Source organism: Pseudomonas sp. PK-RTE-24 (assembly GCF_054052265.1).
The window spans coordinates 1626750-1652417 of record NZ_CM133224.1 but is presented as its reverse complement, the minus strand read 5'-3'; the positions used below and the strand labels follow the sequence as shown (position 1 = coordinate 1652417).

Genomic DNA, 25668 nt, shown 5'->3' with positions numbered 1-25668 from the left:
CCTGCAAATCAATAGCAATGGCTGGATTCTGTGGCGTCAGCGGTTTGCGATTTCAATCTGGTTAAATTACTCAGGGCGGTGGCATTTCCTTTACTGGCGGCCAAGCGATAGCAATCCAGTGCTCTGGAGGCATCCTTGGTTACCAATCTACCGGTCTCGAATGTATCACCCAGTTTATTTTGAGCATCGGAAGAGCCCATCGATGCGGCGCGAATCAATTCCCTTTCTGCTTCTTCAGGATGCTGACAAGGGCCCTCGGGGTCTGTGTCATTGCCATAACAATAGAATGTGGACAATGCAGAAGCTCCGCTTGCCAGAGTAGTAGCGGCGGCCTTGAACAGGGCTTCGACCTTCTCTGTTTCCAATTGCGATGCCATTCCGGAAAGGCTCAGACTGGCAGCACTGAGACTTGCCTGAGGATCGCCGGAAGCTGCTGCACACAGGTAGTTTTCCAATGCTGCTTCAAAGAGTTCTCCCGTCAGGGAGTATTTGTCCAGGCCACCAAGGCGTCCGTAAGTTCGCGCACGCTGATAGCAAAAGTTCTCGGCGGTACTCAGGGTCGGCGTGGTCCCTTCAACAAGGTCTTTATCATTGATCGACCAGTTCTCGACGCCCTCGAGTACCCAGCATGCCTGACGAGAAAAATTGAAAATCTTGATGTTGCTGTTACCCGCTCGCTTGTCCACAACGTTGACGTGACTGTCGTCGATTATTTCGACTTCAACCCCGTCTGTCTTGTCTGTGGCTAAAGGTGCCATCAGCGGAAACGCCAATGTGGAGCTGTTGATCTCCGCCGTTTGCGGCTCAAGAGTCCGCCCCTCTCCTTCGGGTTTCAACACCAGCGACTTCACCGTCATCGCAGTCAAACGCTGCTGGGTTTCAGCATTCGCAGAAAACGCCGGCAGAAACTGGGAAAAATCCTCGGACGGGCATTCATCCGCATAAGCGCTGCCATGAAACAGGCTCAACAGCGACGCGGTGAAAACCGCTATCGCGATGCCATTGCTCTTCTTCAAAACACGATTCATGTCGATCACTCGGAAAACACAAAAAAAGCCTTCGGTTTAACTTTCTCAGGCGGTGCATTCAACAACGCCTGATCCATCAAACTCCCCGCCTTATCCTTATCCGCCGCCCCCGGCAGCACCGGCGGTTTAATCCCGATGCCAGTCCCCGATCCCGCAGAACCACCCGCATTGATCTTGATCACCGGCCCAACCACCGTGACCCCACCGCCATCCAGCTTGATAAAGCTCCCACCCCCAAGAATGGTCAGCTCTGTCCCCGCCTCAATAACGATCTTGTCCCCAGCCTTGAGGTGAATCTCTTTCCCCACGCTGGTCAGCTGCGCCGTGCCCAACTTCACATGCTGGTTCCGCCCAACCGTCAGGTGATCATCCAGCTTCGCTTCAATCTTGCGGTCAGAGATCGTGGTGCGGTGCTCTTCAGCCTTCAGCTCGGTGTAGGTGTTCTTAACCACCGTGTCATGACGTTCATTACCGACGCGAATCTTCTGGTCATGCTCAACGTTCTCATCCCAATCGCGCTGGGCGTGGATGTAGATCTGCTCGGCACCTTTCTTGTCTTCGATGCGCAGTTCGTTGTACCCACCACCACCCGGCGAGCTAAGCGTTTTGAACACGCTGCGAGTCTTGTTCGCCGGCAGTGCATACGGCACCGGGTTTTCCTTGTGGTACAGGCAGCCGGTCACCAGCGGTTGGTCGGGGTCGCCTTCGAGGAAGGTGACGAGGACTTCCATGCCGATGCGCGGGATGCTGATGGCGCCGTAGCGGTCGCCGGCCCAGGAGCTGGAGACGCGCAGCCAGCAGCTGGTTTTGTCGTCGGCCAGGCCTTCGCGGTCCCAGTGGAACTGGACTTTGATGCGGCCGTGTTGGTCGCAGTGGATTTCTTCGCCTTTGGGGCCGGTGACCATGGCGGTCTGGCTGCCGAGTACGCGCGGTTTCGGGTGTTCGAGGGCCGGGCGGTAGAACACGTCCCACGGAGTGGCGAGGAAAGTGTTGCGGTAGCCTTGGTGGAAGTCGTCTTTGTTGTCGGTGGTGTCGCTGGTCACGCCTTCTTCGAGGACTTGCGGTTGTTTGCCTTCGTGGAAGATTTCGGTGAGCAGCCACAGGTCGTTCCACTCGCTGCGCGGGTGGTCGGACATTTCCATGAAGTGACCGCTGACCAGTCTGGTCTGGTCGCCACGACCTTCCGCCTGGCGGTAGTCGGCGCGATGGCGTTCGAGGGCGCGTTGGCTGAGGAATTTACCGCGCGCGCGGTCGATGAAGCGGCCGGGGTAGTCGTAATCTTCGAGATCCGGCTCGGTGCTGTCGCCGTCAGGTTTGTATGCGGCTTCCATTCGCAGGCGCGGTTTTTCGAAGTCGTAGTCACGGCGAGTGGTGCGCGTGGTGCGGGTTTCCAAGCGCAGTTTGAAGGCTTTGATCACCGGCTCGTCGGCGACCATGCCGCTGCCCTGCACATAAGCAGTTGGCTGCCCCAAGTTCTGGAACACGGTCTGGTCGTCGCCGAACACCAGCAGGTGGGCCTTTTCGCTGTGCTGGAAGTGGTAGTGAATGCCTTCCTCTTCGCACAGGCGCTGAACGAAATGCAGGTCGGTTTCGTCGTACTGCACGCAGTAGTCGCGATCCGGGCACGGCTGGCTGAGCTGGAAGCTGTAGGCGTTGCTCTTGATGCCGTGCTCTTCGAGGATCAGCGCGATGATTTTCGGCGCCGACATCTGCTGGTAGATGCGCTGGTTGGTGCGGTGATGCAGGTATTGCAGTTGCGGCACGATCGACACTTTGTAGCGGGTCAGGCGCTTGCCGGCATCGCCCTGGGCGACGCGGTAGATCTGCCCGTGAATGCCGGATCCTTGTGGATCGAATGCGAGAAACGCCTGCTTGTGCAGCAGTTGTTCCAGATCCAGATCAGGGTTTTCGCTGACCAGTTCGAGGTCGAAGCGATACGCCTGGCTGATGCCTTCGGTGCCGGTGAACGACAGCACTTGCAGGTCGCCGACGTAGTCTTCGACCTTGAGGCTGAAGTGGGTTTCGTTAGCTGAGTTGAACATTGTGTGCTCCCTGTTCGAATGTCATCCGTTACGCCCGAAGTCGCAGACGTTGCAGCCAGGACGAAGTGGCGCCCAAGGCGTCACGCAATTGTTGGGCAGTGATGGTGCGTTCTGCCGGGTTGAAGCTCAGCGCGGTTCGCAGCGCGTGCCAGCCGTGCTGGGGTAGATTCGCTGGGGCGCTCAGCTCGCGCTCCAGATGCTCGTCGCGGGCCTGGGTCGAGGGCAAGCGGCGGAACGGGTGTTTGCCGCTCGCCAGTTCATAGATCACGCAGGCCACGCCGTACACGTCCGCGCTGGCCGACAACGGTTGGCCCTCAAGCAGTTCGGGGGCGGCGTAGCCCGGGGTCCAGGCGTTGAAGCGCTCGCGGCTCAGGTGCGGCAGGCCGGGCAAGATGCCCTCCTCTGCCTGCCCCAGACCGAAGTCGAACAGGCGCAGGCCGTCTTCGCTGAGCATGACGTTGCTCGGTTTCAGATCACCGTGCAGCACGCCGCGACGGTGGGCGTAGGCCAACGTGTCGAGCAGCGGCAGGACGATGTCGCGCAGTTCTTGCCACGGCAGGCCGAGGGGCCGCTCGCAGAGCAATTTGTCCAGGGTCAGGCCACGCATGTATTCCATGGTGATGAAGGCCCGCTGGCAGTCGGTGTCGACTTCAAAGGTGTGCGCACGTACGACGTTGTCGTGGCGCAGACGCCGGGTCAGGGCGAACTCGCTGTAGAGCAAGGCACTGGCATCCGGCGATTCGGCAAATTCTTCGCTGAGGATTTTCAGCGCAATGTAAGGGTCGGGATCGCCGAACTGTTCGTGCAGCAGATCCCGCGCCCGGTAAACGGCGCCCATGCCACCGGCCCCGAGCAGACGCTCGAGGTGGTAGCGACCGGCGAGTACATCCGGCAGCGCACCGATGCTGGCCTTGGTCGGCGCCAGCAACGGTTCGGCCTGGTTGCCCTTGGCGAAGGCGAAGTAGGTCAGGTTGTTGGCCTGCTCTTCGCTGATCAGCAGGTCATCGATGGGCGATTCGAGTTCACTCATTGGCGGATCACCACGGCAGTCAAGTTGTCCCGCGCGGCGCCTCGCAGGGCGCCGTCGAACAAACGTTCCAGCGCCACGTGCGGCGCGCTGAGGCTGAGGGCGTTGCCGAGGGCATCGCTGCTCAGGCCCTGATACAAACCATCGCTGCAGAGCAAAAACACATCGCCCGGATAGACCTCGAGTTCAAGCACATCCAGGGTCAGTGTGTCGGCGGCGCCGACGGCTCGGGTGAGTGCCTGAGCCGCCGGGTGCGCTGCCGCCTGTTCGACGCTCATTTGCTGCTCGTCGATCAGTTGCTGTTGCAGCGAATGGTCCTTGGACAGCTGATACAGCCGCTGCCCGCGCCACATATAGCAACGGCTGTCGCCGGCCCAGATGCAGGCCGCGCGATTGCCTTCCACCAGCAGCGCGACGACGGTGCTGCCCATGATGCTGTCGTGACGCCCGGCAGTGACCGTCAACTCCTGCCCCAAGCGCCGGTTCAGCCAGTGCAGGCACTGGCGGATGGCTTTGAGACGTTCGTCGAAGTCCTCGTGTTGCGGCAACTCAGCCAGGCTGGCGACGATCAACTGGCTGGCGATGTCGCCACCCTGATGACCGCCCATGCCGTCCGCGACCACCCACAGCCCATGCTGCGGCGAGTCGAGGAAGGCATCTTCGTTGCGCGCCCGCACCTTGCCCGGGTCGGTACGCGCCGCGCTGCGCCAGGGACTGGCCACCAGCATCAGAGCTGCACCGGCATACGGAAGGTGCGCAGTACGCCCATGTCGAACGGGTTCGGCGTGCGCTGGCTGGTCAGCAGGTAGTTGGCGCGCAGGCCACCCACGTCGGCTTTCAGTACCAGCACGTCACGACCGTTCAGGTACTCGGTCTGCATCAGGTCGAACAAACGGAACAGCGACCATGGGCCGGAGTTCTTCTCGATCCCGATCGGACGCCCGGCCATCTTGTCCATGACCAGACTGGTGCGACCGTCTTCAGCATCGGTCGGCCACTTGAAGGTCATCGGCAGGATCGGGCCGTGACGGTATTCCATGGTCTTGTCGCCGAACTTGAATTCGGAGCGGCTGACCGCCGGGTCGAGGGTGTACGGCTCAAGCTTGAACTGCACGGTCGGCTCGGCCGGGTTGATCGAGAAGAAGCTCTGGCGAATGGTCTGCGCCGCCGCCATCTGATCGAGGTAGACCTTCGATACCGGCAGGCTGTGACCGTCGACGCTGCGCATGCGGTAGTTCCCCGGATCGCCGCTGACGAACGGCCGCATGTAGCTGTCGAAGAAGCGGTCGACGGTACCTTGCGCACGGAAGAACTCACGGAAGTCGCTGATCGCCACGTCGCTGGTGCTGCTGGCGCTGAACGGATAACGCTTGCTGATGGTTTTGCCATACACGCTGTACAGCTCGTTCTGATAACGGCCGTTCAGGTATTGATAGGCATCGTTGAGCACCAGGCGCCACGAGTCTTCGGCCAGCACGTTGAACCACACGCTCAGCGGACGCGGCAGACGACCGGAGGCATTGCGCAGGTTGGTCAGCGCATCACGCTGGCCGCTCATGCGCGTCTTGGCCATCTCGAATGCGGCTTGCTCCGGCGTGCTGGAACGGGCCAGACCGGCCAGTTGCAGTTGCAGGTCGTTGAGCGCGCTGAACGCTGGCGTCAGGTCAGCGCCCGGGCCGTTGTTGTCATCGAGCAGACGATGCAGCGGTTCGAAGCGGCGTTGCAGGGATTTCTTCGCGGTGTCCGGCAGATTCTTCGCCACGTTCAGCGCCGAAGCCTTGTCGGCGGCAGCCGCGGCGAGTTTGCCGACCTTGCCCAGTTTGCCTTTCTGCCCGGCCAGCGCATCGGCGGCTTCGCCGGCTTCATCGACCGGATCAGCCGCGGCTTCGAAGCGAGTGTTTTCACGCACTTCGGTGAGCAATGCGAGGACCGGCGAGTTGGCCGACGTCAGGCCCGCCAGTTGCTCGGCGCCTTCGCCAGCGTCGCTGATTGGTGGCAACGCGACCTGGCCAACGGCTTCGCTCCAGTAGTTGGCGTAGTCGCGGAAGTACAGCTGCTCAAGCTCGACCATCAGGCGACGCAAGTCCATGTCGCTGATGCCCGCGCCTTCGCCCAGCACCCAGTTGTCGCGCAGGATGTCGGTGACCAGCGCGGCGCCCTGCACCGAGAAATACTGCTGATAACCCTGCTGGGTGTAGAAACCCGGGATCACGTATTCAGTGCCGATGAACAACGAACCTTGCGGGCCGAGGTGCTGGCTGAAGCGGTAGTCCGGCAGGTTGCGCGCCTGCTCGCGGAGCATGCGGTAAACCACGTTGGCCAACGACTCGCTGCGCAGGACCTGACGCGCCTGCGTGACCAGTTGATCGTTCAGCGGATAAATGAACGGCTGCTTGAGCAAACGCTCGAGGTGCGTGTTCAGACCATTCTGCACCGCAGTGTTACCGGTGTAGCGCTGCGACCAGTCAGTGGCGACCCAGTCCTTGAGCCACGCCGCGTCGCGACGATCCTTCATGTTCAGCATCAGGTACGCGCGCAGGCTGTTGAGCAGGCGATCGCGGTCCTTCATGTTGGCGCGGATCTGCCCCTCGAGCATGGTCGCCACCCGTGGCAGCAACTGCGCTTCAAGCTCACGCTCGTAGGCGGTTTTCACCACCGGGTTGATCTCTTCGCCCTGATACAGGCCGCCACGCTCGTGGTACGAGACGTCGCCCTTGCTCGGGAACACCTGGGTCGCGGCGTAGCTGGTGTCGAGAACTTTCAGCACACCCATGGCGTCATCGCGCGGCGTTACGGCCGAACGTTGCTGGGTCCAGTTCTGTGCCAGCGTGCGCAGGTTTTCCAGACGCTCGTAGTTGGCCGAAAAACCACCGGCCCAGAGCATACCGAACAGTGCCAGTGCTGCCAGAGCGCCGACGTACAGCGCACGCTGGCCCCAATGAATGCGGCTGCGCTCGCGCTTGTCCAGACCGGCCAGATCGGCCTCGGGGAAAATCACCTGGCTGAGCAAGTGGTGGATGAATCGCGAACGACCGCTGCGCAGAGTCGGCAGCACACCGGCGTTCATGCCCAGGCTGGCGCCGATGCCGGCGGTGGTCGAATCCATTTCCTGGGTCAGGTGCGGCGCGCTGGTCAGGTAGAAGCCGCGCAGTTGCGTGGCGCGCTGATAGCGGTTGCCGGTGAACGCCATGTCGACGAACAGGCACAGACGCTCGCCGATCTGCCCCAACTGATGCGGGAAGTCGAGGATGCGGCCACGGCGCTGAGTGTCGCGCTCGGAGTGCATGCGCATGATCACTTGGCTGTTCAGGCGGCGCAGCAGCTCTTCGAACTCGTTGCGCAGGACCGTGACGTCGGTGCCGACCTGATCCTTGCGGAAACTGGTGCCGAGCACCTGATCGCTTTCTTCGCGGGTCAGTTGATCGAAGAACTCGTCGAAGCCGAGCAGCTTGTCCGCCTTGCTCAGCACCAGATACACCGGCACGTCGACGTGCAGCTTCTGATGCACGTCCTGCAAACGGCTGCGCACCTGCCGCGCGAGTGTCTCGATGTCCTGCTCGCTACCGCCGGTGAGGGTTTCCACCGGAATGGTCACCAGCACGCCGTTCAACGGACGTCCGCGACGACGCTTGCGCAGCAGCTCCAGCAGGGTTGTCCAGGCGTTGCCGTCGACTTCGGCGTCCGGTTGAGTGGTGTAACGCCCGGCGGTGTCGATCAGTACACCGTGATCAGCGAAATACCAGTCGCAATGACGGGTGCCGAGGGTGTCGCGGGTCAGCTTGCGGTCGATCTTGTTGATCGGAAATTCCAGACCGGAAAAGTCCAGCAGGCTGGTCTTACCCGAGGCCTGCGGACCGATCAGCAGGTACCACGGCAAGTCACTGCGCCAGCGCTCGCTGCGACCGCGATACAGGCTCGACGTCTTCAGGGTTTTCAGCGCGTCCTTGAACCGCGCCTTCAACTCTTTCTGTTCTTCGTCGATCAGCTCTTCGCGGCGAATGCGGTCCTGACCGTCCTCGCTTTCTTCCTCGGCTTTCTTGCGGATACCGGCGCGCCAGCTGACGAAGACCATGGTCAGGCCCCAGATCAGGAACAGCACGCTGATGGTCAGCAGGCGCGAGGTCGCACTTTCCCAGAACTTGTAATCATCGACCGCCAACAACGGGCCGACGAACCACACCAGCAGCGCCACGAACAGCACCAGCAGCAGAGTCCAGACCCAGGTCTGGCGCAGGAAGGCGCCGACTTTCTTGAAAAACTTTTTCATCACACGTCCCTGTTTTACGGCTGCGCCTGCGGTTGCACCGCGGCTGGATCAAGCGGCTGATAAGGATGCAGAACGGTGTCGCGTTGTTCGCTCAGGACCCAGGCGAAGCCCGAATACATCACCACCAGACAGACCAGAGTAAAGAGCACCACCATCCACGCCGGCACGATGCGCACCAGGTTGCGGCGCTGATCGTTGAGACCTTCCCAGTGCGGCGACAACTCGCGCGGCACGTCGCCACGCAACTGACGGATCTGCCGGTACAAGGCGTCGCGGATGCCTTCAAGCTCAAGCATGCCGCGCGCCTGCACGCGGTACTTGCCCTCGAAACCGAGGGACAGGCACAGGTACATCAGTTCGAGCATCGGCAGGTGCTTGACCGGGTTTTTCGACAGCCGATCGAGCAGCTGGAAAAACTTCTCGCCGCCGAAGGTTTCGTTGTGGAAGCTGCTCAGCAGGCTCATCTGCGACCACTCGCTTTCGTTGCCCCACGGCGTGGTCACGACGGCTTCGTCGACCACGGTGCAGAGCACGTAACGCGCGGCCATTACCTGGCTGCTTTCGGCGCCGTTGTGCAGGGCGCGTACTTCGAACAACTTCAGCCCGGCGGTCAGACGCTCATTGAGAGCGTACAGATCTTCACGGGTTTCGCTGTGCTTGAGGCGCACCACTTCCGAGAGCAGGTCGGACGAGGCCGCGACCAGCGAGTTGAGGCTGATATTGAACGCCTCCGCCGGACGCAGGCGCGCGGCGTAGATCATGCGTTCTTCCAGTTGCTCGAAACGCGGCGGCGCGGCGAAGTCGGTCAGCGGACTCGATGCCGGTCCGTGGCCCTGACGGTCGAGCAGGACGGTTTTGTCGTCCTGGTTGTAATCCGTTTCCTTGATCATGTCGGTCAGTTCCTGATGGCCCAGAATTTCAGTTCAAGCTCGGCGAATTCGCCGGACACGTGGAACGCGAAACCGCCGGAGCGCTCGAGTTGTGCCAGGTCTTCGGAACTGAGTTCGAGGATGAAATAGGTTTTGTTCGAATGGAACGCGATCTGCCGTGGGGCCACCGGCAACGGTTTGACCTTGATCCCCGGCAAGTGCAGGTTGACCAGTTGGCGGATGCGCTCCACCGGGCCGACCTTGAGGTGCTGCGGCAAGCGCTGACGCAGTTCTTCGGAGTCGCAGTTGGCACTGGCTGCCAGCACGAACGAGGCCGAGCCGAGCAGTTTGTGATCGTGCAACGGCGAGACGATGATGCCGTACTGACGCGCCTGCAGGATCAGTTCGATGGCGTGCTGTTCGAGCACCATCGACAGCACTTGGCGGATCGCTTCCATCAGTTTGCGAAAGCTCGCGCCCTGATCGGCGTGGGAATAGCGGCTGTCCAGACGCGGGCGTTTGCTCTCGCCGGAGAAGGTCGCCAGATCGCCGAGCATGGTCAGCAGCGTGCGATACAACTCTTCCGGGTGAACCTGCTCAAGACCCAGGTAATGGCGCAGCAGCAGTTCGGTACGGTTGATCAGTTGCAGCATCATGAAGTCGCCGACTTCAGCGCCGCCGACCTTGCCATTGGAGCGAATCCGCTCGGCGATGGTGTCGCCACGGTGGCTGAGCATGCTGATGACTTCTTTCAGGCACGACAGCAGATAGCTGGAGGCGTGGGCCTGAATGTAGGTCGGGACGAAATCCGGGTCGAGGCTGATCACGCCGTCGGGCGTGGTGTCGAGCACGTCGCAGATTTTCAGCTTCACGTAGGCCTGATCGCTCTGCTGCTCGCCGAGCAACAGTTTGAAGTCCGGACGACCGCAGCTGACCTGGCTGGCGGAATCATCGCCGGCGTTGGAGTCGGCGACTTCGGCGTCATACGCGGTGTAGCGCGCGAGCACGTCGGATTGCTCCGGGCGCCGGGCCTCGATGTGGTTGCCGGTGACCAGCGGCAGCGCCAGATAGATCGGCGTGTTGCCGGTGTTCGGCGGCACGTCCAGCGCCAGCGGCTCAGTGTTGCCACCAAGTTCGAACAGGCTGCCGTCCGGCAGAATCCCCGAGGCTTCACTGATCACCAGTTTGCCCATGTTGAGGAACTGCAAGTCGATTTCCAGATTGAGAAAACCCCAGGTGTAGCCACCGAGCAATTGCGTGCGGGTTTTCATCTGGTGATCGTAATAACGATCGTTGTGCTGGAAGTGCTGCGGTCGCAGCAGCATGCCTTCCTGCCAAATGACTTTATGGGTGTTCATGATCAGTCATCCGCCTTGGCGAGCACTTGTTGGGTGTTGCGGATACCGGCCTGATCGAGGGTCAGATCAGCCTCGGTGAGTTCCAGCGGAGTGATCTGCACGGTGTGGCGCCACTGGGTATCCGGCAGGTCGCGATAGGCGGCGAGGATGCCCACGTAACGGCTGCCCTCCTCCACGCTGAGTTTCAGTTCCACTGTTTCACCCGGGCGCAATTCGAGTTCTTCGCTGGCCACCAGATCCGGGTTGAGGGATTCCTTGGCGCGTTCGTAGAGGCTGAAGAAGTCAGCGTTCTCGAAGGTCACCGGGTGCTTGAGTTCGAACAGGCGCACGACGATCGGCGACGGCCGCCCGTTGAGGTCCGGATTGAGCTGATCGCTGCCGGTCAGCTTGAGGTTGATCTTGGTCACTTTCGAGTACGGCGACAGCGACGAGCAACCAGCGAGCAGCACCAGCACGGTGAGCGCAGTCAGCGTCTTGAAAAAAGCGGTCGAGCGGCGAGACATGCGCATCATCCTTGGTGGTCGGTGTGGAGGGTGGAGATCAGGCGGATCTGTTCTTCGTAGGCCTGGGCGAAGTCGCGGGCCAGCAGACGCTCGCTCCAGTCATCGTCCTGACGCAGGGCCTGGTGATAGCGGCCGAACGCTCTCCAGCGCCCGCCCGACGTGGCGATCAACGGCTTGCTGTCGCGCTCGAAACGCAGGGTCAGTTGCTCCGGCGAGAAGTGCTCCAGGGTGCCACGCACAGCGGCGCGACTGGCGGTTAGCAGAGCCACTTGGTGCGCCTGCAAATCACGGAATGCACGGGAGATCGCCTGCTCGGCGGGCAGGTGTCCAGGCTTGCTTGGCTGCAACAGAATTTGCAGTGCTTCGCTCGGGTCGACGGCGAATTTCAGCGGGTTCTTGTTGGTGCCCTGCACGGTGGTCTGGGCCAGACGCAGCTCGTTTTTCAGCTCCGAGCGGGTGCGCAGGCTCTGCTGCAAACCACCGATGCTCTGGCGCAGCAGGCGCGCAGCGTTCAGCGCCAACGCTTCGCGTTCGTCGTGGCTGAGGCCTTTTACGTCGACGCCCAGCGCCGCGCCGAAGTGCTCCCAGAATCCTTCGCTCTGACGCTCGACGGCTTTCGGTGCAGGCGCCGGCTCAGGTTCGACCGGGGCGGCAATCAGCTCCGGGACCATCAGGCTTTCCATGTCGATGCGCGCGTAGTCGGCACGCTGACGGGAATCTTCCGGCTTGGCGGTAGGCGACAGCAGTTCGTCGATTTCCGAGTACACGCGCTCTTGCTGTTCGAGGGCGTTGAGCGGGTCGAGGTCGAGGAACGCGTCGTCCGGAATGATGCTGCCAGCGGCGCGCGGGCGGCCGACTTCGCCGTCGAAGGTCGCCGGGTCACGGACCAGCCGCGCACGGATCTCGAAGTCGCCGAGAATGTAGGTGCTGCCGTGCTCGATGCGCACCGGCTCGCCCTTGTGCAGGCGCGCGCCGCTGCTGCCGTCCTGGACACCGTTGCTGCTGGTGTCGGTGAGGAAGAACGAGCCCTCGCGGTAGCTGACAATCGCGTGATGATTGGACAGGTGCCGCTTGCGGTCAGGGATGATCCAGTCACAGTCCTCGCCGCGCCCGATCACGCCGCCGGCCTGCTTGAAGGTCCGCTGGCACAGCTCGGTGGGCACGAACTGCTTGGTGTTCAGCATTTCGAAAACCAATTCCATGTTTGATGCTCCTTGCGGTCACTTGCCGCGATTGACCGCTTGCGGATCACCCAACGGGCGATAGTCGTTGTCGTTGAATTTGTAATTGCCGCTACAGCCGCCAAGGCCGCATAGAACGACGAGGGTCAGCAGGACAGCGTGCCAGTGACGAACAGACATCAGAGGGTCTCCAGGTGTAGACAAAGCACAAAGCGCCGACCCTTGCGGGCGGCGCTGAAATAAGTTTTTGGGGTGGGCTCGAAGCCTCTAGATCGGGGCCTTGAGCCATAGCCTGGAGGTACGGCGACCTCCCGTGGCGAGGGGACTTGTCCCCGTTGGAGTGCGCAGCGCCCCCAAAACCTGCCAGCGCGGTCTCTCAGTGAAACCGTATGTACCGGACTGCGACTGCTGCGCAGCCGGACGGGGATAAATTCCCTCGCCACAGGGTATGTGTTGGGTTCGAAGAAGTGCTGTAGCTCAACCATCAAAGTCACCCAAATTGATATTCAGGCGCCCGAGGCGGTACAGCAGCGTGCGCCGTGGCAGGCCCAGTTCGCGGGCCGCGAGGGTCTGGTTGCCGTCGTTCTTGCGCAGGCAATCGAGGAGCAATGTGCGCTCGACTTGCTCCAGGCGTTCGCGCAGATTCAGGCCGCTGTTGTCTTCGGGCATCGGTTCCAGGCGCAGGGAAAAATGCTCGGCGAGCAACTCGCCACCCTCGCAGAGCAACACCGCGCGCTCGACCAGCGCCTTGAGTTCGCGAACGTTGCCGGGGAAGGTGTAACCGCACAGATGCTCCAGCGCCGAATCCGACCAGCGCACCGGGTCACGCTGCAAAAACGTGCAGGTCTTCTCGGCGAAATGCCGGGCCAGATCGAGGATGTCGCCTTCGCGCTGACGCAGGGCCGGCAGCTCGATCGGGAACTGCGCGAGACGGTAGTACAAGTCCTCGCGGAACTTGCCTTCGCTGACCAGTGCCGCCAGATCACGGTGCGTCGCGGCGATGATGCGCACGTCGATCTTGTGCGTGTCGTTGGAACCCAGCGGACGAATCTCGCCTTCCTGCAACACACGCAGAATCTTCGCTTGCAGCGACAACGGCATGTCGCCGATTTCATCGAGCAGCAACGTGCCGCCATTGGCCGCGTCGAACAGCCCTGCGCGATCTCGATCGGCGCCGGTGAAGGCGCCTTTGCGGTAGCCGAACAGTTCGCTTTCCAGCAGGTTTTCCGGGAACGCCGCGCAGTTCTGCACGATGAACGCCTGGGAGCGACGCGGGCCGCAATCGTGGATCGCCCGCGCCACCACCTCCTTGCCGGTGCCGGTCTCGCCACGCAACAGCACGGTGTACGGGCTGTGAAGGATCTTGCTGATCAGCGAATAGGTCTGGCGCATCGCCGCGCTTTTGCCGATCAGGCCGTAGCCGCTGATGCTCGGCACGCTGCGTGTGGCGGTGGCCGATTCGGCGGCTGGCTGACGCAGGCGTTGCAGCAGATGCAGTTGGCCGAGCACGAACGAGCCGAGCTGGCCGAGGGAGTCGGCGAAACCCTGCAAGTCAGTGCGACGACGACTGGCACACAGCAACAAGCCCTCGACCGACTTGTGCTGATTGACCAGCGGCACGCACAACAGCGACTGCCACGGCGTGCTCGCCGCCGGTAGAAAACTGGTTTCGTGCAGGCTGCCGGTCAGGTCGTCGAGGCACACCACGCGGTTCTGGCACAGGGCGAATTGCAGCAGTTGCTCGCCGTTGTAATCCGCTGGCAGGCTCGCCGCCTGACGCGGTTGCAGCGCACCGTCGAGGCACTCGGCGTTCATCCCCAGGCAAGTGTGGGTGGCATCGAGCAGATACAGCTGCGTCAATTCACAGCCGCTCAGCTCGGCCAGGCCACGGACGAATTCACCCAGCAGCGCAGCACTGTCCGCCGCGCGCGAAAGACTGGCGAACTGCGCCAGCAACGCTTCGGCATAGACCAGCGGCTGCGGCACCTGAGTGAACATCACGCCCACCTCAGACGAACTCGCAGGTCACGCTGGAGTTGCCGTCGAGCGTGGCATGCACACGCTTGAGGCTTTCGCCGGTCGCCATCGCATCAAGCAAACGATCGGCCACCAGCGGCAGCACGTGTTGATCGAGCAGATGATCGATCAGGCGCGCGCCGCTTTCGCTTTGTGTGCAACGCTCGGACAGGTGATCGACGAGGTTCTGGCACCAGCTGAACTCCAGCTGACGACGGTTCAGGCGCTCGCCGAGACGGCCGAGTTTGATCTCGATCAGCTCGCGCAGCACCGGGCCGCCCACCGGGTAGTACGGCACCACTTTCATCCGCGCCAGCAGCGCCGGTTTGAAGTGTTTGCTGAGTACCGGGCGAATGGTTTCTTCGAGCACTTCGGCGGTCGGCCGCGCGCCGTATTCGCAGAGTTCGCTGATCTTGTCGCTACCGAGGTTGGAGGTCATCAGGATCAACGTGTTGCGGAAGTCGATCTCGCGACCTTCGCCGTCGTTGGCCACGCCTTTGTCGAAGATTTGGTAGAACAGGTTGAGCACGTCCGGATCAGCCTTCTCGACTTCATCGAGCAACACCACCGAATACGGCTTCTGGCGCACGGCTTCGGTGAGCATGCCGCCCTCGCCGTAACCGACGTAGCCCGGTGGCGCACCAATCAGACGCGAGACGGTGTGCTTTTCCTGGAACTCGGACATGTTGATGGTGGTGATGAAGCGGTCGCCGCCGTACAGCAGGTCAGCCAGGGCCAGCGCGGTTTCAGTCTTGCCGACGCCGCTCGGGCCGACCAGCAGGAACACACCGACCGGTGCATCAGGCTTGTTCAGACCGGCAGCGGTTGCGCGCATCGAACGATCCAGCGCGTGCACGGCTTGCTCCTGACCACGGATGCGTATGCGCAGGTCGGTGGCGAAACTGGCGACCTTGGCGTTGTGCTCGCGGGCCAGTTGCGCCAACGGCACGCCGGTCCAGGCGCTGATCACTTCGGCAACCAGACGCGGGCAGACTTCGAAGCTGACCAGGCGTTCTTTGACTTGCGCGGCCGTCAACGCGGCGTGGGTTTCATGCAATTGGGCTTCCAGCGCTTCGACGCTTTGGCCTTCTTCGACTTCGGCGACCAGAGTTTCAATCACGGTGCCTTCGGCGTCTTCTTCCACGCTGACGGTCGGCTCAACAGCTGCAGCCTCGCGGGCCTTGGCCAGTTGCTGACGCAGTTCCAGCAGACGCTCGGCGAGCTCTTTCTGCTCAGTCCACAGGGTCTCGAGCGCAACCATCTCGCTTTCGGCTTCGTCCAGCCGCGCTTCCAGCGCCTCCAGCGCTTCGTGGTCGATCAGCAGACCGGCCTCGGCATCGCGGCGCAGGGCCTGACGCTGGCGGCCGCCTTCAGCCAGTTCGCCACGCAGGCGCTCGAGGCTTTCCGGGGCCGCAGCGAGGCTGATGCGCACGCGGGCGCACGCGGTGTCGAGGACGTCTACAGCCTTGTCCGGCAGTTGCCGACCGGCCAGGTAACGCGCGGACAATTCAGCAGCGGACACCACCGCGTCGTCGCGCAGGTAGATGCCGTGGCTCTTCTCGTAGACCTGAGCCAGACCACGCAGAATGGTCACCGCTTCGCTGACGGTCGGTTCGTGCAGTTGCACGGGCTGGAAGCGACGCGCCAGCGCCGGGTCTTTCTCGAAGTATTTCTTGTACTCGGCCCAGGTGGTGGCAGCGATGGTGCGCAGTTCGCCACGGGCCAGTGCCGGTTTCAGCAGGTTGGCCGCGTCGGAACCGCCGGCATTGCCGCCCGCGCCGATCAGGGTGTGAGCTTCGTCGATGAACAGAATGATCGGTTTTGGCGAGGCTTTGACCTCATCAATCACGCCTTTCAAACGACGCTCGAATTCACCTTTGACGCTGGCGCCGGCCTGCAACAGGCCCATGTCCAGCGACAGCAATTCAACGCCTTTGAGTACCTGCGGCACTTCACCGGCAGCAATGCGCGAGGCGAGGCCTTCGACGATGGCGGTCTTACCGACACCGGCCTCACCGACGACGATCGGGTTGTTCTTGCGCCGACGGGCAAGGATGTCGACCATCTGGCGGATCGCGCCATCGCGGCAGAGCACCGGGTCGAGTTTGCCGTCGCGGGCCTGTTGGGTCAGGTTGTGGGTGAAGCGCTGCAACAGCGATTCGCCCTGTGCGGCCGGTTTGCCGTTGGCCGCCGGTTGCTCCTGTTGCGACAGGGCAAATTCTTTCAGGCGATCAATGTTCAGTTTGGCAAGCAGCGGTTGATAGCGGCTGCCGGCATAACGCATCGGGTTGCGCAGCAACGCCAGGATCAGCGCCGCGTCTTCGACCTGGGTCTGGCCCAGCTCGAGGTTGGCCACCAGCAGTGCGTCTTGCAGCCATTGCACCAGTTCCGGGGCGAACACCGGGTTGCGCGAAGCACTGTGCTCGACCCGCGACTGCAATGCAGCGGTCAGTTCACCGGCGTCGACGTGAGCATCTTGCAACGCGCGCGACAGCAAACCGTTCGGACGCTCGAGCAAGCCCAGCAGCAAGTCTTCGACGAGAATCTTGCTGCCGCCACGGGCGACGCAACGCTCGGCCGAACGTTCCAGATCACGACGGGTTTCGGCGTCCAGCGCCTGGATGAGTTGTTGCAGGTCTACGTTGATCATGGCTCACGTCCTTAATGAATTTTGCTGCCCAGGGTCACCACGCCGTCCGCTTTTTCGCGGCCCAGCCAACTGGTCCAACCGAGGCGACAGGCGTTCTGCTCACCGATGCGCAGTTCGCGGATTTCTTCCTGGCGCAGGACCAGGCGAATGTCGTAATCGAGCGGGTCACGCAAGGTGAACCGCACCAGCGCGCAGAGCGGCTGGTAGCCGAAACCGATCGGCAGGAATTCATGGAATCGCTGCCAGTCGAGTTCGGTGATGTGGATGCGGAATTTGCCGCTGCGGTCGCGCACGTGCTCGCCCAGCACCAGGTCTTCGCCGAGTACGCTGTTGGCGCGGCCCAAACGATTGCGTTGCTCGTCGAGAATTTCCACGCGGCGCTCGATGCACTGCTCGATGACCAGGTCTTCGTGCTTGAAGTAGTAACGCAGCACGGCTTCGATCAACGCCGCCGAGTGCGCCCGCAAGCTGAGCAAACCGAGGTACGGCAGCAGGCGTTTCCAGTTGAGTTCCTTGGCCTTGCGGATCTCGTCGCCGCCCAGGCCGATCAGCGCAAAGAGTTGCGCCGAGAACGGGTCGATCGCGCCGCTCTGGAAGCTCGCGCGGTAGCGGTACTTGCGCCAGATCGGCAGCATCAGTCGTTGCAGGCGATGGTGGAACAGGTCGAGGAAATTGCGCGTCGGGTTGCCGTCCTCGCTGTCGCCCAGGGCTTGTTCGCCATAGAACGCTGGCAGCGGCGAACCGGAGCCGACCAGGCCGATCAGGTTGAAGCGCATGCGCGCGCGCATCTTGCCGTGCTCTTCGAAAAACTCGACGCGATCGACGTCGCTGCGCGGAAAGCCCAGGCTCGGGTTGGCCTGGAACTCGACCTGGTCGTACAGATCGTCTTCGCTCAGATGCGGGTGTGCCTCGCGCAGCCAGTCGATCACCAGCAGCACGGCCTGAAACAGCGAGTACTCGCGTATTACCTTGGTCAGCCCGCTTAAAGCAGGGGCTGCAGGCCCATACGTGGTGTCCATTGGTACACCTCTCCCTGTGTGCTTTTTACCCGCAGTTCATGGAATGAATTGAGACTGGCGTAAAGCGCGAAAAACTCGTTGAGAACCGAAGCGAAGACGAACAGGTCGCCTTCGCCGATATAGCCTTCCGGGTCGATGGTCAGTTCGGTGCGCAAACCGCGCACCGGCAGACCGCGATGCAGGCGGTCGACGTGGTGATGCTTGATGTGCTTGAGGCCGCCGAGCAGGCGCTTGCTGACCTTTTCCGCGTGCTGGTCGTAGTAGCGAGGCAGGTCGTAGGTTTCCAGAATCACCTTCAACGCATTGACGTCCGCCAGCGACAGATAGTTAAGCGACATGTTGCTGATCAGCTTCCACAGGAAGTCACGGTTCAGCGGCGGCGCGAAACTCGGAGTGGCCGGGGTGATGTTGCGGAAACTGAGGAATTCCGGGGTCTGCTCGCTGGCCATGCAGATGTCGCCGAGCTTGAGCTTTTTCGGCAGGTTCTGGTTGGTGCACATCAGCTCGATCGACAGGGTTTCGTGGGCTTCGGTGTGGCGGATGCCGAAGCTCAGGTAAGTGTCGAGGCCGTCATGCAATAAGGACGAACGCTGGCGAATGCTGTAATGCGGACGGCTGTTGGGCACGTCGAAACTCGGGTCGTGCTCGAAGGACTCGAACGGCACGTATTCCTGATAACCGAGACCGCCGGGCTTCCAGCCAGTGACGGTTTCCACCGAGAACACACCGCAGTTTTCCAGGTCGTATTCCGCCGGCAGCAACAGGTACTCGTCCTGCTTGCCATCGAGACGGATCGGCAGCGCGTCGTGCTCGAACAGATTGACGATCGGCGTGCAGAACAGCTTCACGTTATCGAGGGTCGGACGCATGCGCATGATGCCGCTCTTGCGGATGTCGAAGCGCAGTTCGAGACCACGCATCTGCTTGAGCGTGTCTTCCGGCAGCGCCTTGAGAATGTCCAGACCGTTGACGTCGACGAACAGGAACTTGTCCTGGAAGGCGAAATATTCCTGCAGGTAGCGATAGCCACGGAAGGTGTTCAGCGGATACGGAATCAACGCTTCTTCTTCGGCAAAGCCCACTGGTTTGACCCGATCACCGGGAATCTTGAACGCCATCGGTTTGCCGCTGACGCCATCAATCGGCTTGCCGGCGGCGTCGAGCGGGATCAGCTCGATGCCTTCGAGGTTGCGCAGCAGGCTCAGATACAGCATCTGGCTGATGTAACGCTCACCGGCAAAGTGCAGGCGCAGCTTGCTCAGTTCCAGTTCGCCGAGGTGGCCGTCGGCGCTCATTTCCAGACGCAGGCTGAGCAGCGAACCGTCGCCCTTCACCGAGTAATTCAGCGCGGCAAGATCCAGCGGCAAGACTTCGGTCGGATAGCAGGTACGGAAGCGGCAGCGCACGTCTTCTATCGGCTTGCTCTCGATCGGCGTATCGCGCTCAACCAGCAGCGCCGGGCCGGAACGCTTGAGCGGATCAAACTGCAAAATGCTGAACGCCGGCAGCGGGCGCATGTAGTTCGGCCACAGCAACTGCATCAGCGAATGGCTGAGCTCCGGCAGTTCGTCATCGAGCTTCTGGCGCAGGCGCCCGGTGAGGAATGCAAAGCCTTCGAGCAACCGCTCTACATCCGGATCCCGCCCGGCCTGCCCCAGATACGGCGCCAGCGCCGGACTACGCTCGGCGAAACGGCGACCGAGCTGGCGCAGTGCGGTGAGTTCGCTTTGGTAGTAGTGGTTAAAGGACACGGGGTACCTGCCTGGTAGTGGAACTCATTTAAAAAAACAGCAGAACAGTTCATGCGGGTAAGAAACTCCCCGCGGGCAATGTCGGCCATAACGCCCAACAGTCATGCTTTAACTTCTCGATTTGAAAAAAAAACGCGATCAATTAATTGGCCAGCAAATATCGCCGCAAAAGTCAGGACACCACCCATCGAGGTGTAAGCCATCGCACGGACGGGGTAGTGAGGCAAAAAATAGTACAAAATAATTCCCAGCATTAATGAGACAGACAGGACCTTTAATTTCAGCTTGGGGACAAAAAACGCTATAGCGTTCATCACCACAAAATACTGAACCATTAGATCCGGCGTCATACCGATGCCGATACCTCTCGATGTCAACCCGCCATACATATCGATATATACGTCGACACCGTAGTTATGCAAAGGAATATACAGGGCACATACTATCAGGTGTGGAATACAGGCAACTAAGCGACGAGCTTTCATTTATTCCATGCCCCGTACTGATCCATATCGCCTTGCGAAATTGGATTTATTAACTTCGCATTCGATACAGGCACATAAGGTGCGTCAGTAAGTTCAATTGTGTGCGGGATACCTTTATCGTATACCGTGTCTTTTTTCACAACCAACTTGCAGTTTTCTTTTGCCCACAATATCCCTCGCAATATGATGAAGTTATCGTAAACGTCTTTCGGTCCTCGCTCTGCTCCGGTATAGGCTTTGCCGTCGCCCCAGGTCACACCCGTTTCACCAGCCAGCTTTATTGCGAGTTCTACCTGCTTTGTTTCTCGCAGATATTTTCTATAGGTGTTAACCGCAAACGGCACCTGGCCAATGCCATCAGTCCAATACGGTTTATCCTCCATGAACACCATCAAGAACTCAGCACCGCCCACGGCACGGAATTTCCAGTCACCCGGCATTCCAGAGTGAAAAGTGAATGAAAACCGGTCGACGATTGCGAAGTCGATCAGCTCCTGCCAAGTAACATGTTTATAAGCCGCATGCGATTCTGATCCGGCCTGCGTTGTTTCCGGGTTGATCCAGACAAGCTCTCTATAATATCTGGCCAACGGTTCGAACCACTGACCCTTTTCTGCGTATAGTTTCTCCGCAGTGATAATTCTGAATGGAGAGTCATCCTTACCCGGTTTCAAGGCGAAGAGCGGCACACCACTTTTTCGCGTAATAATCCAGGCCAACGGAAGGTCAACTTTCTTAGGCTTTGTATCCTTGCTCTCAGTTGTTTCGGTAAGAACTTTAAGTGTAGTCACCTCGTCCTGAGTCACAAACGTGTAAGCGACACCATCGATGTTGATTACGGTCTCCATACCTACTAGTCCGCCGAAATATATATAGTTACAGGCTCTGCCGTCTTTCCAGTTGAAAAACCACCTGACATGCCTGTTGACGTTGAGCCTGTTTTCTCAATCCCGCTATCAGAGCGCATGATGTAGTTTAAATTTTCAACCGTTCTTCCATCTGCGGTTTTGAATTCAAAGACACGATTGAATATTCCAGGAATGATGACCGGCTCCGGCGGCACAAACGGCGCCGGCGTATGCGAATTGCCAATAATCACCGTCCCGGATCCGGCCGTGACCTTATTGCCGTGAGATCCAACCGAACCTACGGTCGCAGCCGGTTTGCCGTTGATCAACACGGTTGTCGCAAGATCGCCGACCATCGCACCACCACACGCCGAGACATCGCCTTGGCGGGCGGCCGCGAGGCCGTCGAAGAACACGTCGCCGGAACCGGCGGCGATCGGGTTGGTGCCGTGGCCGGGGAGCGGGCAAGCGGTGGGGTCGGATACGCGTGCTGCGGGTTTGCCAGACATCGGGGATCTCCTTAGGTGACCTTGACTTGACCGCTGCCATCCAGGCGCGCGGAGAAACTGACCTGACGCTTGAAACCCTCGACTTCCAGCAGGCCTTCGATACTGAAGGCCAGGCGCAGTTGATCGTGGTCACGCGGCAGGGAAATGACACGCACGTTGCTCAGGCGTGGCTCGTAGGCTTCGATGAGGTTTTCGATAGCCAGACGGGCCTGACTCAGCGAGTCGTGCAGGCTCAGACGCATGTCATTGAGATCGGGCAACCCGTAGTCGGCCAGCGTTTGCACGCTGCCGGCCCGGGTGCTGAGCATTTTGGCCAGATGGGCAGCCACTGACGCCATGGCACAAGCCTCAAGGCTGTTGCCCTTGCGTAGTTGTGCGTCGCCGTTGAGGCGTTCGAACAGGCTGCCGTATCCGTCCATGAGTCGCTCTTACTCTTTGTCCAGCTTGCCAACCAGCGACAGGGTGAAATCGGCACCCATGTACTTGAAGTGCGGACGCACGTTCAAGCTCACGCGGTACCAGCCCGGCTCGCCTTCAACGTCGCTGACGATCACTTGCGCAGCGCGCAGCGGACGACGGCCACGCACTTCGGCGCTCGGGTTTTCCTGGTCGGCAACGTACTGACGGATCCACTTGTTCAGTTCCAGCTCGAGGTCGGTACGCTCTTTCCACGAACCGAGTTGCTCGCGCTGCAGCACTTTCAAGTAGTGAGCCAGGCGGTTGACGATCATCATGTACGGCAGTTGGGTGCCGAGCTTGTAGTTCAGCTCTGCCGCCTTGCCTTCTGCGCTGATGCCGAAGAACTTCGGCTTCTGCACCGAGCTTGCGGAGAAGAACGCCGCGTTGTCGGAGCCTTTGCGCATGGTCAGGGAGATGAAGCCTTCCTCGGCCAGTTCGTATTCACGACGGTCGGAAACCAATACTTCGGTAGGGATCTTGGTTTCGATTTCGCCCATGCTTTCGAAATGGTGCAGAGGCAGATCTTCAACCGCGCCACCGCTCTGCGGGCCGATGATGTTCGGGCACCAGCGGAATTTGGCGAAGCTGTCGGTCAGCTTGGTGCCGAACGCGTAAGCGGTGTTGCCCCACAGGTAGTGCTCGTGGCTGTTGGCAACGGTTTCCTTGTACACGAACGATTTCACCGGGTTTTCTTCCGGATCGTACGGGTTACGCAGCAGGAAACGCGGCACGGTCAGGCCAACGTAGCGCGAGTCTTCCGAGGTACGGAAGCTCTGCCATTTGGCGAATTGCGGGCCTTCGAAGTGATCTTTCAGATCTTTCAGATCCGGCAGGCCGGTGAAGCTTTCCAGACCGAAGAATTTCGGGCCGGCGGCAGCGATGAACGGCGCGTGGGACATGCACGAAACGCTGGCCACGTACTGCATCAGCTTGACGTCTGGCGAGCTTGGCGACATGTAGTAGTTGGCGATGATCGCGCCCACTGGCTGACCACCGAACTGGCCGTATTCAGCGGTGTAGATGTGCTTGTACAGGCCCGACTGCATGACTTCCGGCGAATCTTCGAAATCGTCCAGCAGGTCTTCTTTGGAGACGTTGAGGATTTCGATCTTGATGTTTTCGCGGAAGTTGGTGCGGTCGACCAGCAACTGCAGACCACGCCACGACGATTCCAGCGCCTGGAAATCCGGGTGGTGCAGGATCTCGTCCATCTGACGGCTGAGCTTGGCATCGATCTCGGCGATCATGCGGTCAACCATGGCTTTCTTGACCGGCTCACCGTTGTTCTGCGGCTTGAGCAGCTCTTCGATGAACGCCGACACGCCACGCTTGGCGATGTCGTAGGCTTCGTCGTCCGGAGTCAGACGGGTTTCGGCGATGATGCTGTCGAGAATGCTGTATTCGCCGCTGGCGGCGCTCTTCTCTTGTGCTGCGCTAGTGCTCATTGTGTTGGCTTCCTTGGCTACTGGAGTCTCAGGCGTCCGGGGCTGCGGCGTTCAGGCCCAGCTCACCGAGTACGCGACCGCGGGATTCGTCGTCGGCGAGCACGCCTTCGATCGCTTTACGGAACGCAGGTGCGTTACCCAGCGGGCCTTTGAGGGCCACCAGCGCATCGCGCAGTTCCATCAGTTTTTTCAGCTCAGGCACTTGCTCGACCAGGCTGGCCGGGTTGAAGTCCTTCATCGAATTGACGCGCAATTGCACGGCCAGCTCTTCAGCCTCGCCATCTTCCTGCAGACGGTTCGGCACGCTCAGCGTCAGACCCAGCTCTTGCTTGGCCAACACTTCGTCGAAGGTCATCTTGTCGATGCTGATCGGCTTGCGATCTTCGATTTTGCGATCGTCCTTGCGGTGGGTGTAGTCACCGATTGCCAGCAGCTTCAGCGGCAGTTCAATCTCTTCCTGAGCTCCGCCGGTGGCGGGTTTGAAGGTGACGTTGATGCGTTCCTTGGGGGCTACCGAGCCTTCTTTGGCCATGGCTTTTCTCCTTGCGGTTGTGGCCCTGGGGCCTATTCGAGTACCACTTCGAGGTCGAGGTGGCACAGCCTGCGATAAATCTCTTCCTTGCTTTCACGTACGGCGTGGTTCTGCGGCAACAACTCGCAGCAACTGTGCAGCAGGTGCAGCACTTGCAATGCAAGATCGGGCTCCCAGGCGTGCAGGCCTGAGTCCTGTAATGTCTGATCGAGGGTTTCGAGCTGGTTCTTGGCCAGTTCGTATTTCTTGGCCAGGAAACACAGCCGCGCGAGGGTGAACTGCCAGAAGAAGCGTTCGCGGCCACCGTGGGCCGATTGCAGACCCTGCTTGAGAATCTGCACGGCCGGCTTCAAGCCTTCCTTGCGCAGAATTGGCTGGACTTCCTCGAGGGCTTTTTCCCAGGCCGGCTGGGTTTCGACGTTCTCGCTTTCGACCTTGCGCGGCGCGCTGGCGCTTTGCAGGTGCGGCATGACATTGGCGGCGATCCACGCCCGGGTGGACGGATCGGCAAACGGCGCGCCGTCATGGAAGCGCAACTCGATGATGCCCGGCAGGCGCTGAATCAAAAGCGCGAAGTGGATTTCCACTTCGCGCATGGCCAGCTCGGCGTTAAGGTTCTGGAGACATTCCCAGACCATCCTCTGGCCATCGAACCAGAACGGCGCCTTCGCCAGGCTCGCCTCCAGTTCCACCAGCAGATCGGCGTATTTGCCCTGATCGAAACGGTCCTGATAGAGCTTGAGCTTTTCCAGCGGCAGACCGCGCAGCACGGTGATCTGCTCGGCGTTGCGCTCGGGCACCGCGTCGATGGTCATCCACAGCAACGTGCGATTGAGGCGCAGGGCGCGCAGATCGGTAGCCTTCTGCTTGAGCCACCAGGCACACAACGGCCGGGCGCTGTCCTGCTGGGCGCGCAGGGCTTTGTGCGCATCCCGCTCGTTGTCGATCGGTGCGCCAGGAGTGAGCAGCTGGGTCGCGGCCTGCTTGACCTGCGCCACCGCCGCGCCCACCACGCCGGGTGCCGGCTGGTTGTCGGCGGCACGCTGGATCATGGTTTTCAGGCGGCGGGAGATCGGCAGCAGCAGTGGCGCGTCATCGCCCAGATGTTCAGTGCACGCGGCCTCAAGACCGGCCAGGTGCTCAGAGAGCTGCCGGAACATCGGCAACTGCTCTTTGATCGCAATGTTTTCGGTGATGACCTGCTCGAGACGCGGCACCAGCCAGCCGATCGCGGCGGCACGGGTGCGGGGTTTGAGCGGGTGGACGTCGGCCCAGTTGTTTTCCGACAGATGGTGCAGCAGACCGAGGCCGGCAAGCAGCCCGGGGAAGGATTCGCGCTGGTACAGCGACCAGGTCAGCCAGGCGCCGACACGCAGATCCTTGGATTGGGTACGCAGCAGATTTTCGCTGTTTTCGCGGATTTTCAGCCAGTCGATCTGCCCGCTTTCGTGCATCGACGAAGCCTTGGCCAGCTCACTTTCAAGCGCCTCGAATTCGCTCGAAAAACGAACGTCTTCGCCCGCAAAATTCTCTTTGGAAACAGAGACTTTTGCGAGTTCGAGGTAATGGGCGGAAAGTTTGCTTGAGTAGGACATCCATGGCCTTTATTAAGGATTACAGTCATGCGCGTGAATGGAGTTTCAGCAACGCGGGACAGTATCGAAGAGCAGTTCAGCGAC

21 protein-coding genes are annotated in these 25668 nt (G+C 60.7%); all 21 read right to left on the bottom strand.

All coding sequences use genetic code 11. The annotated features are described in order from the left end of the window. Window positions 1-8 precede the first annotated feature (8 nt). The 21 genes from ACV8MC_RS07215 to tssA all read right to left on the bottom strand — a co-directional run bounded on the left by ACV8MC_RS07215 (window position 9) and on the right by tssA (window position 25584). Window positions 9-1028 (bottom strand): tetratricopeptide repeat protein, encoded by a 1020-nt coding sequence (locus ACV8MC_RS07215; protein WP_256807621.1) that lies wholly within the window; start codon window positions 1026-1028, stop codon window positions 9-11. Between the two features lie 5 nt (window positions 1029-1033). After that, window positions 1034-3070 carry a type VI secretion system Vgr family protein gene (locus ACV8MC_RS07210; protein WP_457264906.1) on the bottom strand — a complete coding sequence of 679 codons (2037 nt, stop codon included), beginning with the start codon at window positions 3068-3070 and terminating at the stop codon, window positions 1034-1036. 28 nt (window positions 3071-3098) lie between these two features. Beyond that, window positions 3099-4100 (bottom strand): serine/threonine-protein kinase, encoded by a 1002-nt coding sequence (locus tag ACV8MC_RS07205; RefSeq protein ID WP_457264904.1) that lies wholly within the window; start codon window positions 4098-4100, stop codon window positions 3099-3101. Beyond that, window positions 4097-4825 carry a PP2C family protein-serine/threonine phosphatase gene (locus ACV8MC_RS07200; protein ID WP_041476618.1) on the bottom strand — a complete coding sequence of 243 codons (729 nt, stop codon included), beginning with the start codon at window positions 4823-4825 and terminating at the stop codon, window positions 4097-4099. The genes ACV8MC_RS07205 and ACV8MC_RS07200 overlap by 4 nt, the downstream gene beginning before the upstream one ends. Continuing rightward, window positions 4825-8364, bottom strand: a complete 3540-nt coding sequence (tssM, locus tag ACV8MC_RS07195; protein ID WP_016772512.1) for a type VI secretion system membrane subunit TssM — start codon at window positions 8362-8364, stop codon at window positions 4825-4827. The genes ACV8MC_RS07200 and tssM overlap by 1 nt, the downstream gene beginning before the upstream one ends. A gap of 14 nt (window positions 8365-8378) precedes the next feature. Then, the gene (gene icmH / locus ACV8MC_RS07190) at window positions 8379-9254 is read right to left on the bottom strand and encodes a type IVB secretion system protein IcmH/DotU (RefSeq protein ID WP_016772511.1); all 876 of its coding nucleotides are present in this window, start codon (window positions 9252-9254) and stop codon (window positions 8379-8381) included. 5 nt (window positions 9255-9259) lie between these two features. Next, window positions 9260-10591, bottom strand: a complete 1332-nt coding sequence (gene tssK / locus ACV8MC_RS07185; protein ID WP_016772510.1) for a type VI secretion system baseplate subunit TssK — start codon at window positions 10589-10591, stop codon at window positions 9260-9262. Between the two features lie 2 nt (window positions 10592-10593). Continuing rightward, on the bottom strand, window positions 10594-11094 hold the full coding sequence (tssJ, locus tag ACV8MC_RS07180; RefSeq protein WP_016772509.1) for a type VI secretion system lipoprotein TssJ: 501 nt from the start codon (window positions 11092-11094) through the stop codon (window positions 10594-10596). 5 nt (window positions 11095-11099) lie between these two features. Next, on the bottom strand, window positions 11100-12296 hold the full coding sequence (tagH, locus tag ACV8MC_RS07175; protein ID WP_016772508.1) for a type VI secretion system-associated FHA domain protein TagH: 1197 nt from the start codon (window positions 12294-12296) through the stop codon (window positions 11100-11102). Between the two features lie 18 nt (window positions 12297-12314). Then, window positions 12315-12455 carry a hypothetical protein gene (locus tag ACV8MC_RS07170; protein ID WP_003229566.1) on the bottom strand — a complete coding sequence of 47 codons (141 nt, stop codon included), beginning with the start codon at window positions 12453-12455 and terminating at the stop codon, window positions 12315-12317. 297 nt (window positions 12456-12752) lie between these two features. Continuing rightward, window positions 12753-14273, bottom strand: coding sequence for a sigma-54 interaction domain-containing protein (locus ACV8MC_RS07165; RefSeq protein ID WP_056790872.1), 1521 nt, complete (start codon window positions 14271-14273; stop codon window positions 12753-12755). Between the two features lie 10 nt (window positions 14274-14283). Further along, window positions 14284-16941: a type VI secretion system ATPase TssH gene (tssH, locus tag ACV8MC_RS07160; protein ID WP_457264899.1), complete on the bottom strand. Its 2658-nt coding sequence runs from the start codon at window positions 16939-16941 to the stop codon at window positions 14284-14286. Between the two features lie 11 nt (window positions 16942-16952). Continuing rightward, window positions 16953-17960: a type VI secretion system baseplate subunit TssG gene (gene tssG / locus ACV8MC_RS07155; RefSeq protein WP_457264897.1), complete on the bottom strand. Its 1008-nt coding sequence runs from the start codon at window positions 17958-17960 to the stop codon at window positions 16953-16955. Next, window positions 17924-19711: a type VI secretion system baseplate subunit TssF gene (gene tssF / locus ACV8MC_RS07150; RefSeq protein WP_056790882.1), complete on the bottom strand. Its 1788-nt coding sequence runs from the start codon at window positions 19709-19711 to the stop codon at window positions 17924-17926. Before tssF ends, tssG begins: the two co-directional genes overlap by 37 nt. Before the next feature lie 101 nt (window positions 19712-19812). Beyond that, complete coding sequence (locus tag ACV8MC_RS07145) at window positions 19813-20196, bottom strand: hypothetical protein (RefSeq protein WP_236167786.1); 384 nt, start codon at window positions 20194-20196, stop codon at window positions 19813-19815. Then, window positions 20193-21044 (bottom strand): hypothetical protein, encoded by an 852-nt coding sequence (locus ACV8MC_RS07140; RefSeq protein ID WP_016772501.1) that lies wholly within the window; start codon window positions 21042-21044, stop codon window positions 20193-20195. The genes ACV8MC_RS07145 and ACV8MC_RS07140 overlap by 4 nt, the downstream gene beginning before the upstream one ends. Before the next feature lie 5 nt (window positions 21045-21049). Next, window positions 21050-21553 (bottom strand): PAAR domain-containing protein, encoded by a 504-nt coding sequence (locus tag ACV8MC_RS07135; protein ID WP_076564582.1) that lies wholly within the window; start codon window positions 21551-21553, stop codon window positions 21050-21052. A gap of 11 nt (window positions 21554-21564) precedes the next feature. Beyond that, window positions 21565-21972 carry a type VI secretion system baseplate subunit TssE gene (tssE, locus tag ACV8MC_RS07130; protein WP_457264894.1) on the bottom strand — a complete coding sequence of 136 codons (408 nt, stop codon included), beginning with the start codon at window positions 21970-21972 and terminating at the stop codon, window positions 21565-21567. Window positions 21973-21981: 9 nt separating this feature from the next. Continuing rightward, on the bottom strand, window positions 21982-23457 hold the full coding sequence (gene tssC, locus ACV8MC_RS07125; RefSeq protein ID WP_016772499.1) for a type VI secretion system contractile sheath large subunit: 1476 nt from the start codon (window positions 23455-23457) through the stop codon (window positions 21982-21984). A 28-nt stretch (window positions 23458-23485) separates the two neighbouring features. Continuing rightward, window positions 23486-23989, bottom strand: coding sequence for a type VI secretion system contractile sheath small subunit (gene tssB / locus ACV8MC_RS07120; protein WP_016772498.1), 504 nt, complete (start codon window positions 23987-23989; stop codon window positions 23486-23488). A gap of 32 nt (window positions 23990-24021) precedes the next feature. Next, a complete protein-coding gene (tssA, locus tag ACV8MC_RS07115; RefSeq protein WP_056790892.1) occupies window positions 24022-25584 on the bottom strand; it encodes a type VI secretion system protein TssA in 1563 nt (520 codons plus the stop codon). Window positions 25585-25668: the final 84 nt, after the last annotated feature.

Excerpts from the sequence above, each read along its gene's own strand:
- ACV8MC_RS07215 (WP_256807621.1), bottom strand. The coding sequence starts at position 1,028 with ATGAATCGTGTTTTGAAGAAGAGCAATGGCATCGCGATAGCGGTTTTC.
- ACV8MC_RS07210 (WP_457264906.1), bottom strand. The coding sequence starts at position 3,070 with ATGTTCAACTCAGCTAACGAAACCCACTTCAGCCTCAAGGTCGAAGAC.
- ACV8MC_RS07205 (WP_457264904.1), bottom strand. The coding sequence starts at position 4,100 with ATGAGTGAACTCGAATCGCCCATCGATGACCTGCTGATCAGCGAAGAG.
- ACV8MC_RS07200 (WP_041476618.1), bottom strand. The coding sequence starts at position 4,825 with ATGCTGGTGGCCAGTCCCTGGCGCAGCGCGGCGCGTACCGACCCGGGC.
- tssM (WP_016772512.1), bottom strand. The coding sequence starts at position 8,364 with ATGAAAAAGTTTTTCAAGAAAGTCGGCGCCTTCCTGCGCCAGACCTGG.
- icmH (WP_016772511.1), bottom strand. The coding sequence starts at position 9,254 with ATGATCAAGGAAACGGATTACAACCAGGACGACAAAACCGTCCTGCTC.
- tssK (WP_016772510.1), bottom strand. The coding sequence starts at position 10,591 with ATGAACACCCATAAAGTCATTTGGCAGGAAGGCATGCTGCTGCGACCG.
- tssJ (WP_016772509.1), bottom strand. The coding sequence starts at position 11,094 with ATGTCTCGCCGCTCGACCGCTTTTTTCAAGACGCTGACTGCGCTCACC.
- tagH (WP_016772508.1), bottom strand. The coding sequence starts at position 12,296 with ATGGAATTGGTTTTCGAAATGCTGAACACCAAGCAGTTCGTGCCCACC.
- ACV8MC_RS07170 (WP_003229566.1), bottom strand. The coding sequence starts at position 12,455 with ATGTCTGTTCGTCACTGGCACGCTGTCCTGCTGACCCTCGTCGTTCTA.
- ACV8MC_RS07165 (WP_056790872.1), bottom strand. The coding sequence starts at position 14,273 with ATGTTCACTCAGGTGCCGCAGCCGCTGGTCTATGCCGAAGCGTTGCTG.
- tssH (WP_457264899.1), bottom strand. The coding sequence starts at position 16,941 with ATGATCAACGTAGACCTGCAACAACTCATCCAGGCGCTGGACGCCGAA.
- tssG (WP_457264897.1), bottom strand. The coding sequence starts at position 17,960 with ATGGACACCACGTATGGGCCTGCAGCCCCTGCTTTAAGCGGGCTGACC.
- ACV8MC_RS07145 (WP_236167786.1), bottom strand. The coding sequence starts at position 20,196 with ATGAAAGCTCGTCGCTTAGTTGCCTGTATTCCACACCTGATAGTATGT.
- ACV8MC_RS07140 (WP_016772501.1), bottom strand. The coding sequence starts at position 21,044 with ATGGAGACCGTAATCAACATCGATGGTGTCGCTTACACGTTTGTGACT.
- ACV8MC_RS07135 (WP_076564582.1), bottom strand. The coding sequence starts at position 21,553 with ATGTCTGGCAAACCCGCAGCACGCGTATCCGACCCCACCGCTTGCCCG.
- tssE (WP_457264894.1), bottom strand. The coding sequence starts at position 21,972 with ATGGACGGATACGGCAGCCTGTTCGAACGCCTCAACGGCGACGCACAA.
- tssC (WP_016772499.1), bottom strand. The coding sequence starts at position 23,457 with ATGAGCACTAGCGCAGCACAAGAGAAGAGCGCCGCCAGCGGCGAATAC.
- tssB (WP_016772498.1), bottom strand. The coding sequence starts at position 23,989 with ATGGCCAAAGAAGGCTCGGTAGCCCCCAAGGAACGCATCAACGTCACC.
- tssA (WP_056790892.1), bottom strand. The coding sequence starts at position 25,584 with ATGTCCTACTCAAGCAAACTTTCCGCCCATTACCTCGAACTCGCAAAA.